This window comes from Mesorhizobium sp. WSM4844 (assembly GCF_055811775.1).
Map to the genome: position 1 here is coordinate 1 of NZ_JBVVQB010000053.1, position 12861 is coordinate 12861.

Genomic DNA, 12861 nt, shown 5'->3' on the forward strand with positions numbered 1-12861 from the left:
CTATACGGGGAGAAGGTGGCGGCAGCCGGATGAGGGGCGGCGCAAACGCCCCCGAAAAATGCGACTGGAGGACGAGACCATTTCTTTCCGCACCGATCAGGCGTGGCCGCGCTTCAACCGTGCTTGCTTCAGGATGGCGCGCCAGCGGATCATGGCGAAAGGGATCGGCTCGTTGTTGTTGGCGATGGAAAAAATTTCGTAGTTGAGGTTCTTCAGCGAGCGCCAGAAATCGTAGTCGCTGATGCGTGGGTCGGCCGCCAGCCTGTCCGCCTCGACCTTGATGTCGGTTTTCATGCAATTTCCCCGAACCGCTTCAGCCCCCGCCGCCAGTATCGCAATGCGGACGGTTTTCGAACACCCGGCTGAGTCGTTCAACGCCTCAATTCGGCTTGTTCACGTTAAAACCTTGGTAAGGTTAACGGCGGTCTGACTGCGACTCAAGCGTCTTGCGACGAATACCGATCGAACGGCCGGCGCGCTCAGGCATCGGCAGCGCCGCATGGGCGGCGCGCATGACTTCGACCTTGGCCAGGACATCGGCCGGGAAGGGCGCCACCTTCGGTCCGGACATGTCGACATGCAGCGACAATGATTCGGACGTGGCAGCGAGCCAGCCGTCGACATGGCGGATTTCCTGGTAGGCTCTCAGCCGCTTGTCGTCATGGTCGAGCAGCTGGAACGAGACATCGACCTTGTGGTCGAGATGCAGCTCCCTGACATAGCAGACATGGACTTCCGCCGTGTAGATGGTCAGCCGGCGCTGCTTCGCATAGTCCGGCCCCATCCCCATCATTTCGAACGCTTGGTCGGAACAGCGGTCGAACAGCACGTTGTAATAGGCCATGTTGAGATGGCCGTTATAGTCGATCCAGTCTTTTTCGATGGCCATGGGAGCAGAGGCGAAGGGGGCGGCGGTGGACATCGAAAACTTCCTTCTGGCTGGACAGGACGTGGTCGGGGAGACTAGAGCGACGTGCGTCCAATTGGACGCACAAAGTACGCTCTAGCACATTGAATCTTCGCATCGTGCTTTCCGAAAATCGATTTCGATTTTCGGGCCGATGCGATAGGCATCCATAAGTCCATAACAAGGGTGGACGCTGGTCCATTCGCGGAGGAATAGATGGCTCTGAGCGACCTCAATCCGGTCGAGCGCAACGAAGAAGGCATCGCCGCGGTGCTCGGCATCCTCAAGCAGCGGCTCGGCGAACGGTTCCAGACCGGCCAGGCGATCCGCACCCAGCACGCGCATACCACCACCTACATTCCAACCCAGGCGCCGGATGGCGTGGCGTTTCCAGAGACGACACCGGAGGTGCAGGAGATCGTGTCGGCCTGCGCCGCGCACCGCGTGCCGGTGATCGCCTTCGGCGTCGGCTCTTCGCTGGAGGGCCACACCAACGCGCCGGGCGGCGGCATTTCTGTCGATACGTCGCGGATGAACCGCATCCTCGCGGTCAACCCGCAGGATCTCGATTGCACGGTTGAGCCCGGTGTGACGCGCGAGGATCTCAACCGGCACCTGCGCGACACCGGCCTGTTCTTTCCGATCGATCCGGGCGCCAATGCATCGCTCGGCGGCATGGCGGCGACGCGGGCGTCGGGCACCAATGCGGTGCGTTACGGCACGATGCGCGAGAATGTATTGTCGCTGACGGCGGTGATGGCCGACGGCGAGACGGTGACGACCGGCAAGCGCGCAAAAAAGAGCTCGGCCGGCTACGATCTGACGCGGCTCCTGATCGGCTCCGAAGGCACGCTCGGCATCATCACCGAGCTGACGCTTAAGCTGCAGGGCATTCCGCAGGCGATTTCCGGCGGCGTCTGTCCGTTTCCCAGCGTCGAGGCGGCCTGCAACGCGGTGATCGCGACAATCCAGATGGGCATTCCGGTGGCGCGCATCGAACTGGTCAATGCGCTGCAGATGCGGGCGATGAAGAGCTATTCGAAACTCGACTATCCCGAAAGCCCGTGCCTGTTCGTCGAATTCCATGGCAGCGACGCCGGCGTCGACGAGCAGGCCGAAACCTTCGGCACGATCGCCGAAGACTATGGCGGCGGACCATTCCTGTGGACCAGCGTCGCCGAGGAACGGACGAAGCTGTGGAAGGCCAGGCACGACGCCTATTGGTCGTCGCTGACGCTGCGGCCGGGCGCCAAGGGGCTGTCGACCGACGTTTGCGTGCCGATCTCGCGCTTTGCCGAATGCGTTACGCAAACCGAGGCCGACATCGTCGAGATGGGGCTGATCGCGCCGATCGTCGGCCATGCCGGTGACGGCAATTTCCATGTGCTGGTGCTGATGGACGCGGACGATCCGAAGGAAATCAAGCAGACGGAAGAGTTTGTCGCGCGGCTGAACATGCGGGCGATCGGCATGGATGGAACCTGCACCGGCGAGCACGGCATCGGACAAGGCAAGATCGGCTTCCTGCGCCATGAACTCGGCCACAGCGTCGATATCATGCGCACGATCAAGCAGGCGCTCGATCCGCAGAACATTATGAACCCTGGGAAGATACTGCCGGCCGACTAAAGTCTTTTGCTTTTGGGGCGATCGATTTGCCTCTTTATCGACACGCTGATGCGGGTAGAGTGCGGCTGATTTTCAATCGACTGCTTGGGGGTTGATGCTCGCACGTTTGTTCGTGATCTTCGGTGGCTTTTTCGTGCTGGTGCTGTGTGCGGCGCTGGTGGTGCCGTATTTTATCGACTGGACGGGCTACCGGGCCGATTTCGAGCGCGAGGCGAGCGCCATTCTGGGCCGCAAGGTCACCGTTCAGGGCGATGCAACGGCGAAGTTGCTGCCGTTTCCCTCGGTGACCTTCTCGAATGTCACTGTCGCCGGCGGCCCCGGCGGCCGGCCGGCAATGACCGTCGAGACCTTTTCGATGGATGCCGAACTGGCGCCCTTCCTGAGCGGCGAGGTGCTGATCTTCGACATGCGGCTGGTGCGGCCGAAGGCGACGATCGACATTGCCGCCGACGGCACGGTCGACTGGGCGATACGCCCGTCCTCGCCCTACGATCCCAGCCAGATCTCGATCGAGAAGCTGACGGTGACCGACGGAGAGATCGCGCTGCGCCATGCCGCCGGCGGCCGCAGCCATCGTCTTTCCGAGATCAATTCGACAATCTCTGCCAGATCGCTGGCCGGACCCTGGCGGATGGATGGTTCGCTGCGGCTCGACGGCCTGCGCAGCACGGTCGTCGTCTCCACCGGCAAGGCCAGTGGCGACGGACAATTGCGGCTCAGGCTCAAGGCCGACCCAGACGCCTATCCGGTGGTCATCGAAGCGGATGGCAATGCCGGCATTGTCGACGGGGCCGCGATCTATTCGGGCCAGTTCAGGGTCACAAGCTCTGACAGGAATGGCGCCGACAAGCGTTTGCCGCAGCTTGACAGCACCGACGGTGAGAAGGCCAGCGCCGGCAAGCCGGAACCGGGGTTCAGGCTGAACGGCAAGTTCTCGCTCGACCACCGGAAGCTTGGCGTCGACGAATTCCGCTTCGAAACCGGGCCACTCGACAATCCCTACACCGCCGACGGCAAGGCTGCCGTCGACCTTGGGCCGAACCCTCGCTTTTCAATCGAGGCCGATGGCGCTCAGGTGCAGTTCGATGAAGCCGTCGGCGCCGCGACCGGACTGACGCTGTCCGAGCGCGTCGCGGCGTTGGAGCAGGCGTTGCTCGCCCTGCCCAAGCCGACCATACCGGGCACCGTCGAGGTGAAGCTGCCGGCGGTGGTTGCCGGCGACACGACGGTTCGTGACGTGCGCCTTTCGGCCGAACCGGCCGATGCCGGCTGGTCGGTGAAGTCGCTGGGCGCGACGCTCCCGGGCCGCGCCAGGCTGGAAGCAAACGGCATGCTCAGTCTCGAGGATCAGTTCGGCTTCAGCGGTTCGCTGCTTCTGGCCGTGGGGCAGCCTTCCGGCTTCGCCGCCTGGCTGTCGAAGGATGTCGACGAGGCGATCCGCCGGCTTCCGGCCGCCGGCTTCAAGGCCAAGGTCGACCTGTCGGGGAACCGCCAGGCCTTCAGCGACCTCGAACTCGTTCTCGGCAAGGCGAAATTTTCCGGCCGCATCGATTCCAGCCAGGGCGAAGACGCCAGGCCGTCGGTGCTGATGCGGCTCGACGGCGGCGAGCTCGACGTCGACGGGCTCGCCGCCTTCGCCTCGATCTTCATCAGCGACAAGGGCGCCAACCGATTTTCCGACCGCGACCTCGATTTCCAGATCAAGGCCGGGCCGGTCAGCGCCGGCGGACTGACCGCCGATACGGTCGATACGGCGCTCAGGCTGCGCGACGGGCTGCTTGAAATCGACCGGCTCTCGGTCGGCGGACTTGCCGGCGCCTCGATCAGCGCCACCGGCCGGATCAAGGATTTCCCAGCGAGCCCGACCGGCAAGCTCGATGCCTCGGTGGTGGCCGTCGATCTCAAGCCGTTGGTCGATGTCGCGGCGAAGCACTATCCCGACAATGCCGTGCTGAAAGGGCTGGCGGGGCGTGTCGCCGCCTATCCCGAGCTGTTGCAGAATGCGCGCATCGATCTGGTGACAAGTGCCGCCGCCAATGGCGACGGCACGACGGGACTGGCGGTCAGCGCGCAAGGCAGGGCAGGCGGTTCGGCGTTTTCAGCATCGCTGTCCGGCAAAGGACTGGCCGATCGGCTTCTCGAGGCGCCGGTGTCGGTGACCCTCAACGCCAGGAATACCGACGCCACCGCGCTTCTGGCGCTTTACGGCCTGCCGGCGCTGCCGCTCGGCATGCTTGGCGAGGCGACTACTGATGTTTCGGCGAAAGGCACGCTTGGCGGCGGCATGGCGACGAGCTTCAACCTGACCGGCGACGATTTCAAAGCCGGTTTCGACGGGACGATCGCCAGCGCGCCACAAGGCGCCACCGCCAAGGGCAAGATCAGCCTGGAAGCCGCCGATATCGAGCCGTGGCTGATGACGACAGGCGTCGGACTGCCGGGCCTGGGGACAGGCATGTCGACTTGGCTTGCGGCCGACGCCGACTTCGGCAACGGCCGTCTGGTGCTGTCCAGCCTCAGCGGCGCCATCAACGAGGCTGCGGTTTCCGGCGACCTCAATGTCGGCGTCGCCGACGGGCTGCCGCATCTTGCCGGCGCGCTGGCGCTCGATGATCTGGATCTCGACCCGATGGCGGTGGCAGTGTTTGGCGACCAGGCCTTTCTGGGCTCTGGCAAGGCTTGGCCGGCCGCCCCATTCAGCCAGAAACCCATCCTGCCGTTCACCGCCGAACTCGAGTTGACCACGGCGTCGCTGGTCGCCGGCCCGTTGGCCACGGCCTATGACGCGGCGCTTTCGCTGAAGCTCGACCACGAAGGCATCCGCGTTTCGGACCTCAAGGCAAAGTTCGCCGGCGGCGCGCTTTCCGGACTGTTCGAGCTGAAGAACAATGACGGCACCGGGTTTTTCTCCGGCCAGCTGAAACTTGCCGGCGCCGATCTGGCCACCGTGCTGCCAGAGACCGGCATCAGCGGAACCGGCGATTTCTCGGCGGCGCTCTCGACCAGTGGCAAATCGGTCGATGCGATGGTTGCGGCGTTGTCCGGTTCCGGCACGGCGGCGCTGAAAGGCTTGACCATTGCCGGCGTCAATCCCGCCGCCTTTGGCGCCGTCATCGCCAAGGCCGACGCCATTGGGCGCGATATCGACGCGGCCAAGACCGCCGGCTTCGCGCCGCAGATCGCCGCGGACGGCAGTTTTCCGGCTGGGGATGCCGACATCGCCTTCACAATTGCCGGTGGCACGCTGAGGGCACCGCCGGTCAATCTTGAAAATCCGGCGGCGACGCTGTCGGCCGACATCACGGCGGACCTGAAAGCCAGCAAGGTCGCTGCCAGTGGCTCGATCACTTATCGGCCGGGCGACGAAGCGCTGGTCGGCTCCGATCCGACGGTGAATTTCAGCGTTGACGGGCCGTTCGGCGCCGCGAAGCGGCGGTTCGACAGTGAGCCGCTGGCGCAGTTCCTGACCCAGCGCGCGCTGGAAAAGGAGCAGCAGCGGGTCGAGGCGATGCAGGCAGCGCTGCTTGAAAAGCAGCGGTTGCGGCGCGAGGTGCGTTACTACGCGGCCCTGCAAGCCGAGCGCGACAGGGCAGCCGAAGAATTGCGCAAGCAGCAGGAGGCGGCGCGGCTGAAAGCCGAGGCAGATGCCAGGGCGAAAGCCGAAGCCGAGGCAAAGGCTAAAGCCGAAGCGGAGGCGAAGGCCAAGGCGGATGCGCAGGCGAGGGCTGAAGCCGAGGCTAAAGCCGAAGCCGAGGCGCAGGCGAAGGCTGAAGAGGAGGTTAAAGCCAAGGCTGAAGCCGAGGCCAAGGCTAAGGCGGATGCCGAAGCGAGAGCCAAGGCGGCGCAAAAAGCGGCGGACGAGGCGGCGAAGGCCGAGGAACAGCGACGTCGGAAAGCGGAAGAGGCGAGGCGGGCGGAAGAGGCGAGGCGGATCGCTGTGGAACAAAAGGCAAGGCTCGACGCCGAGCGCAGGGCCGCCGCCGAGCAGGCGCAGAAAATCGAGCGGGCGCGTCAGCCGCCGGCCAATGACAACCCGCCGCCATCAGGATCCGCGCCAAAACCCACGCTTGAACCTTCGTCGATCGACAAACTGCTGAAGTCGCTGGGCGGCGGATAGCTCGCCTAGACATCCGGGCTAGACCGGTTTCATCCCTCGCTTCGCCCAATCCAGGACGTAGAGCCTGAGCGCCGAGGACAGGTTGGCATCGCGCGGCCGGGCCTCGTCGATTTCGGCGACGAGGGCTGCGAGAGTCAGTTTGCGCGCGGCGGCGATGGCGACGAGATCGTCGAAAAACGGCTTTCGAGCGAATAGCTGGTGCGATGGCCGCGAATGGTCACCGAGCGTTTCTCGACCGGGCTCACCGGACCTGACTCATTTCACTTCAAGCATCGGACTTGTCCGAAAACCCCGCATTTTTCGGTCCGACATCCGGGAAACGCGGATCGCCTAAAATTTCGCGGCGATGGCCGGCGACAAATTTTTCTGCCTTGTTGGCGATCGAACGGTCACGCTCCCGGTCGGCCTTGGAGCGGCCGTGCAGCGTCCGGTTCTGTTCGGCCAGGCGCTCCTGCTCGGCTCGTGCCTTCTGCTTGCGGGCCTGGCGGAGGTTGACGATGTCGGCCATGTCGCGCGGCCCGTCGGATCACTTCTTGCGGAAGGCGTCGAGCGACACCACTTCGGCGCCCTTGGCGGCGGCGTCTGCTGCGGCCGGCTTCTTTTCGGCCTCAGCGGTCTTCTTCTTCTCGGGCTTTTTCTCGGCGACGACGGCCAGCGGTTCGGAAGCGGGCTTGCCGGTCAATTCCCCTTCTGCCGAGGTTTCCGTCTTCACGTCGAATTCGAGCTCGAAATTGACGGACGGGTCGTAAAAGCCGCGCACGGCCGAGAACGGGATTTCCAGCTTTTCCGGCACGTCGGAGAAAGACAGCCCGACCTCGAAGCCGGTGTCGGTCACCTTCAGGTCCCAATACTGGAACTGGATGACGATGGTCATCTGTTCGGGATAGCGCTCCCGCAAGCGGGAAGACACGCGCACGCCGGGGGCGCCGGTCAGGAAAGTGATGAAGAAATGATGGTTGCCGGGGAGGCCGGTGCGCGCGACTTCGGCCAGGACCTTGCGCATGACGCCGCGCAGTGCCTCCTGGGCCAGAATGTCGTAGCGAATGTGGTCGTCGGCCATGTCGCTGTCGGGTTCCGTTGAATCGTCCGCATAGCTGTAATCAAGCTTGAGCGCGGCGTAAACCGGATATAGATGCCGGCAGCACAGATGCGAGAGGGCATGCCTCAGATTTTATCGCTCAGGCGCCAGCGAGCGCGCCGTGCTTTTGCGCATCGGCCGCCGGCTGCCGCTTGGCGAAGGCGCGCAGGAAGGTGCGCACGCCATGTGTCGCGGATTGCAGCACTTCATCATCGGTCGGCGTGCCGCCGAGCATGAAGGTCGTCTGCAATTCGGCATTGGCGAGGGCCTGGAACTGGCGCGCCGCGACATCGGGGTCCTCGATGTCGAGGAAACCGGCATGAGCGAGGCGGGCGAATCGGGCGGCGATCGCCGGCCATGTCCTGCCCGGTCCCAGTTCGCGCCATTCGGCAAACAGCTCGGGATAGCGCTCGCCCTCGGTCTGGATCAGCTTGCGCAGGAACTTTCCGTCGCGGCTGCAGATACAGTTGCGGGTCATGCGCACGGCGAAGCCGATCAGATCGGCCTCGAGATCCTTCGGCTGGTCGGGAAAGGTTGAAATGGTGGCGAAGATGCCGGCATTGCAGCGCTCGGTGAGGTCGCGGACGATGGCGACGAAGAGTTTCTCCTTGTCGCCATGGTGATTGTAGATCGTCTGGCGCGACACGCCGGCCTCGGCGGCAATCATGTCGATATTGGCGCCGGCGAAGCTTTCGCGGCAGAACACCTCGCCGGCAGCGTCCATGATCGAGGCGCGCTTTGCCTCATGGCCGCGTGGCGGGATGCTGTCAGGAGAAACGTCGTGCTTCATGAAAACTATATATAGGTGATTGACGAATTAGACAAGAGTGTCTAAATTTATGGACTTAGATTTAGAGGAATTCCCGCTGCAGGAATTCCACGGGATGGGACGTCCCGGGATTACACGCCGGTCGGCAAACCAGATTGAAAGAAGCCCGCTATCATGAATCCCCAATTCCTCCGCATCGCGGTTGTGCTCGGCCTGTTGTCGGCCATCGGTCCGTTCGCCATCGACATGTATCTTCCCGCACTGCCTTCGATCGGCGCAGATCTGCAGGCCAGCACCGCAGCCGTGCAGATGAGCTTGCTGATCTTCTTTCTGTCCATGGGTTTTGGCCAGATCGTCGTCGGACCGATCTCCGACATGGTCGGGCGCAAGCTGCCGCTCTATGGCGGCCTCGCCCTGTTCATGGTCGGCGGCATCGGCTCGGCGCTGGCGCCCTCGGTCGAATGGCTGATCGCCTTCCGTTTCCTGCAAGGGCTCGGCGCCAGTGCAGGCATGGCGGTGCCGCGCGCCATCGTGCGTGACCTGCACACCGGCACCGAAGCTGCCAAGCTGATGTCGCTCCTGATGCTGGTGTTTTCGGTGTCGCCGATCCTGGCGCCGCTGACCGGCAGCGTCATTATCGAGAATTTCGGCTGGCGTGCCGTGTTCTGGACGGTGACCGGTGGGGCGGTGCTCGCCACCATCCTGCTGGCGACCTCGCTGAAGGAGACGCGGCCGGTCGAGGCGCGTGCAGGCAGTTCGTTCGGCACCGCGCTGTCGGCCTATCGCTTCCTGATCGGCGACCGCAACTTCCTTGGCCTGGCGGCCATCGGCGGCTTCGGGCTGGCGAGCTTCTTCGTCTATCTGTCGAGCTCCTCCTTCATCCTGATAGAACACTACGGGCTGTCGCCGTCGGTCTACAGCGTGTTCTTCTCGATCAACGCGGTCGCCTTCATCGGCATGTCGCAATTGACGGGAACGCTGTCCGAAAGGTTCGGGCTGAGGCCGGTGGTGCGGGTCGCGGTGGTCGGCTATGCGACGACGATGGTGGTGCTGTTCGCGGTGATGGCGTCCGGCGTCGATCGGCTCGACGTCATGGCGGCGCTGCTGTTCGTCGGCTACGGGTTCCTCGGCCTGGTGATCCCTGCGACTTCGGTGCTGGCCATGGAGGAGCATGGCGCGATCGCCGGCACGGCCTCGGCACTGATGGGCACCCTGCACTTCGCCATCGGCGCGGTCGCCATGGGCATCGCCGGGGTGTTCTTCGACGGCACGCCGCTGCCTATGGTGGCCGGCATCATGCTTTGCGCGGTGATCTCGTTCACGCTGGCCAAGGTGACGCTCGGCCGCAGACGGCAGGTTGTCGAAGCGCCGGCAGAATAGATGCTTTCCAGTGAGAGCAATGAAAAAGGCCGGGTCAGTCCCGGCCTTTTTCACGTCTGGGCGCGGCCGCGCGGCCAGCAAGCCTGCTGCCGTCACAGTATCGAGGGGAGATGGGGATCGGAGGGGAAGAATCGAAGCGGGAGAAGTGGAGGTTTCTGTTGCCAGGTACCTCCGAACCCCGCCTAGAAGTGCGAACCACTAGGGCTTGATTTGAAGCTATCGCACCGCTTACGCGGCGAGACGTGCTTCCGCATAGTTGTCGTTGGCAACTATAAGTTCAGCCCGATAACGGTGGTACAATGCCGGGCAAAAGTACGATCTTTACACCTTCGTCGATCCTATTTCGCCCCCAGCAAAAGCCGCTCTTCGCAGAGTGGTTTTTGGTGGAGGCGCCGGGTACCGCCCCCGGGTCCGAACGGCTTATTTCATCGCCTGTTTATCGCCATAGTCGGTCGAGCCGACGAAACAGATATAGGGACCGATCGTGAAAAATGAAAGGCCTCAATGATGCTTTGTCCGCTGTCTCAAACAGCATCGCCAAAGGCTTGACTTGTCAACGCTCTCAACCGAAGCTTTGCGGCGGTGAGGAGTTACCGACTAGCGCACATTTTGCGGCAGCGCGCCACAACCCTCATCGACTGGATCTCGTGGCGCCGACGAGGGGAAAATTTGATGGCCGATTATCTCGCAGACGTGAAGAAGTACGACGCCGCGGCGGATGCCGACGCGGTCGCCAAGATCGTGAAGCATTTGGGCATTGCGCTCAGGAATCGTGATTCCGCGCTGGTCTCCTGCACGGATCCCGACGAACTCGGTCGCGTCAAGGCCAGCTGGGTTGCCAAAAAGCTCGGCGTCGACGACGGCAGCAAGGCGGACGCCGCCATCGAAAAGGCCTGCAAGGCGATGGAGGCCGATAACACCAAGAGCCGGGTGACCTTTTATTACCTGGTCGCCAAGGAGCTGGGCAAGCTCGCCAGCCTCTGAGCATCGCATGTCAATTTGCGGATGCTGACGCGGGCAGCTGTTTCTCCCCGTCACTATACGGGGAGAAATGCCCGGCAGGGCAATGAGGGGCGGCGCTAACGAGCGGTAAGAGAAAGCGACTCTGGTGCCGTTTTGACATATTCGGCCGGCAGCCAGTCGGTTATGATTGCCTAACCCGAATCGAGCCCCCGAATCGCCGATGCGCCAATATCTCGACCTGTTGAAGCACGTGCTGGAAAACGGCGCCGATCGCGGTGACCGCACCGGCACCGGAACGCGCTCGGTGTTCGGCTACCAGATGCGCTTCGACCTCGCGCGCGGCTTTCCGGTCACCACCACCAAGAAGCTTCACCTGAAGTCGATCGTGCATGAACTTCTGTGGTTCCTGGCCGGCGACACCAATATCAAATATCTCAACGACCACGGCGTCTCGATCTGGGACGAATGGGCCGACGAGAATGGCGACCTCGGCCCGGTCTACGGCAAGCAATGGCGCTCCTGGCCGGACGGCCATGGCGGCGCCATCGACCAGATTGCCAATCTCTTGAAGGAGATACGCAAGAATTCTAATTCCCGACGGCTGATCGTTTCGGCGTGGAACCCCGCCGAAGTGGAAGCCATGGCGCTGCCACCCTGTCATTGCCTGTTCCAGTTCTATGTCTCGGAAGGCAGGCTCTCCTGCCAGCTCTACCAGCGTTCCGCCGATATCTTTCTCGGCGTGCCGTTCAACATCGCTTCCTATGCGCTGCTCACGTTGATGGTGGCGCAGGTGACAGGGCTGAAGCCCGGCGATTTCGTCCATACGCTGGGCGATGCGCATCTTTATGCAAACCATTTCGAGCAGGCGCGCGAACAGTTGCAGCGCACACCCAAGGCGCTGCCGACGCTATGGATCAATCCGGAGGTGAAGGACCTTTTTGCCTTCCGCTTCGAAGATTTCCGGCTGGAAAACTACCTCGCCGATGCGACGATCAAGGCGCCCATCGCGGTGTGAGCCGCAACATCGGGCTTTTTGCTTTGTCTCAAATTGCTCGCCGGTGCTGTGTCGTCCGCCCGCGAGCGGTGGCGGTGTCATGCAGTGCCGTCGGCGGGCTATTGGGCTAAGTCAGGCAAAAAGCCTTCCCTTGTTATATTCAGGCGGATATATCGACTGGCAGGGTCGCGCCGATCGGATTTCAAGCCGCGGGAGAGTTTCATGCTGGTGCGCAAGGGTTTCGGATTGAAGGCGGCCGCCATTGGCGGTCTTGCGATATTGATCGCGGCCATGCCGGTTGCCCATGCCGATGACAGGCTGATCGTCTTTGCCGCCGCAAGCATGAAGAACGCACTGGATGCAGTGAACACCGCCTGCGCCGCCGATGTCGGCGAGGCGGCGACCATTTCCTATGCGGCAAGCTCCGCATTGGCCAAGCAGATCGAGGGCGGCGCGCCGGCCGACGTCTTCATCTCGGCCGATCGCGACTGGATGAACTATCTGTCCGACAAGAAGCTGACCAAGCCGGGTTCCGAGGTGAAATTGCTCGGCAACCAGATCGTGCTGGTGGCGCCGAAGGGTTCGACGGTCGAAACCAGGATCGAAAAGGGTTTTGATCTTGCCGGGCTGATCGGTGACGGCAGGCTTGCCATGGGCGATTTCCAGGCGGTGCCGGCCGGCAAATATGGCAAGGCGGCGCTTGTATCGCTCGGCGTCTGGTCCTCGATCGAAGACAAGTTGGCGCAGGCCGAGAATGTGCGTGCCGCGCTCAAGCTGGTCTCCACAGGTGAGGCAGCGCTCGGCCTCGTCTACGCCACCGACGCGCATGCCGAGCCCGGCGTCAAAGTGATCGGCACCTTCCCGCAGGATTCGCACCCGCCGATCGTCTTCCCGGTTGCCCAGATCGCGGATTCGAAGGACAAGCATGCGTCGGCATTCCTAAAGTGCCTGCAATCCGCCAAGGCAGGCGAGCTCTTCAAGGCGCAAGGTTTTACGGTCCTCACGCCGAGCAACTGAGGCACGC

At 63.0% G+C, this 12861-nt stretch carries 11 protein-coding genes, 1 other RNA gene and 1 pseudogene; 6 read left to right on the forward strand and 7 right to left on the reverse strand.

The features are described from left to right. Positions 1-96: 96 nt before the first annotated feature. Together AC0L2A_RS28820 and AC0L2A_RS28825 are read right to left on the reverse strand one after the other, a co-directional pair. Positions 97-294 carry a hypothetical protein gene (locus AC0L2A_RS28820; RefSeq protein ID WP_473493986.1) on the reverse strand — a complete coding sequence of 66 codons (198 nt, stop codon included), beginning with the start codon at positions 292-294 and terminating at the stop codon, positions 97-99. Positions 295-415: 121 nt separating this feature from the next. After that, positions 416-922: a thioesterase family protein gene (locus tag AC0L2A_RS28825; RefSeq protein WP_473611674.1), complete on the reverse strand. Its 507-nt coding sequence runs from the start codon at positions 920-922 to the stop codon at positions 416-418. 201 nt (positions 923-1123) lie between these two features. Here AC0L2A_RS28825 and AC0L2A_RS28830 point away from each other — a divergent pair, with 201 nt between their 5' ends. Further along, positions 1124-2536, forward strand: coding sequence for an FAD-binding oxidoreductase (locus tag AC0L2A_RS28830; RefSeq protein WP_473611675.1), 1413 nt, complete (start codon positions 1124-1126; stop codon positions 2534-2536). A 94-nt stretch (positions 2537-2630) separates the two neighbouring features. Next, on the forward strand, positions 2631-6653 hold the full coding sequence (locus tag AC0L2A_RS28835; RefSeq protein ID WP_473611677.1) for an AsmA family protein: 4023 nt from the start codon (positions 2631-2633) through the stop codon (positions 6651-6653). Positions 6654-6671: 18 nt separating this feature from the next. Here the strand turns inward: AC0L2A_RS28835 and AC0L2A_RS28840 are convergent. The 4 genes and pseudogenes from AC0L2A_RS28840 to AC0L2A_RS28855 form a co-directional block, all read right to left on the reverse strand. Further along, positions 6672-6898 (reverse strand): annotated as a pseudogene (locus AC0L2A_RS28840) (ribbon-helix-helix domain-containing protein). A gap of 20 nt (positions 6899-6918) precedes the next feature. Then, positions 6919-7161, reverse strand: coding sequence for a DUF4169 family protein (locus tag AC0L2A_RS28845; RefSeq protein WP_473611678.1), 243 nt, complete (start codon positions 7159-7161; stop codon positions 6919-6921). 18 nt (positions 7162-7179) lie between these two features. Beyond that, a complete protein-coding gene (locus AC0L2A_RS28850; RefSeq protein ID WP_023798780.1) occupies positions 7180-7713 on the reverse strand; it encodes an SspB family protein in 534 nt (177 codons plus the stop codon). A gap of 118 nt (positions 7714-7831) precedes the next feature. Then, positions 7832-8521, reverse strand: coding sequence for a TetR/AcrR family transcriptional regulator (locus AC0L2A_RS28855; protein ID WP_473611679.1), 690 nt, complete (start codon positions 8519-8521; stop codon positions 7832-7834). Between the two features lie 153 nt (positions 8522-8674). Here AC0L2A_RS28855 and AC0L2A_RS28860 point away from each other — a divergent pair, with 153 nt between their 5' ends. Then, positions 8675-9880 (forward strand): multidrug effflux MFS transporter, encoded by a 1206-nt coding sequence (locus AC0L2A_RS28860; RefSeq protein WP_473611681.1) that lies wholly within the window; start codon positions 8675-8677, stop codon positions 9878-9880. Positions 9881-10024: 144 nt separating this feature from the next. Here AC0L2A_RS28860 and ssrA read toward each other — a convergent pair. Continuing rightward, positions 10025-10381, reverse strand: a transfer-messenger RNA (tmRNA) gene (ssrA, locus tag AC0L2A_RS28865). A gap of 171 nt (positions 10382-10552) precedes the next feature. On the opposite strand from ssrA, the gene AC0L2A_RS28870 reads away from it, so the two are divergent. The 3 genes from AC0L2A_RS28870 to modA all read left to right on the forward strand — a co-directional run bounded on the left by AC0L2A_RS28870 (position 10553) and on the right by modA (position 12854). Continuing rightward, positions 10553-10864, forward strand: a complete 312-nt coding sequence (locus AC0L2A_RS28870; RefSeq protein WP_473611682.1) for a DUF2853 family protein — start codon at positions 10553-10555, stop codon at positions 10862-10864. A gap of 199 nt (positions 10865-11063) precedes the next feature. Then, positions 11064-11858: a thymidylate synthase gene (locus tag AC0L2A_RS28875; RefSeq protein WP_473611683.1), complete on the forward strand. Its 795-nt coding sequence runs from the start codon at positions 11064-11066 to the stop codon at positions 11856-11858. 201 nt (positions 11859-12059) lie between these two features. Further along, a complete protein-coding gene (gene modA / locus AC0L2A_RS28880; RefSeq protein WP_473611685.1) occupies positions 12060-12854 on the forward strand; it encodes a molybdate ABC transporter substrate-binding protein in 795 nt (264 codons plus the stop codon). The last annotated feature ends 7 nt before the right edge of the window (positions 12855-12861 follow it).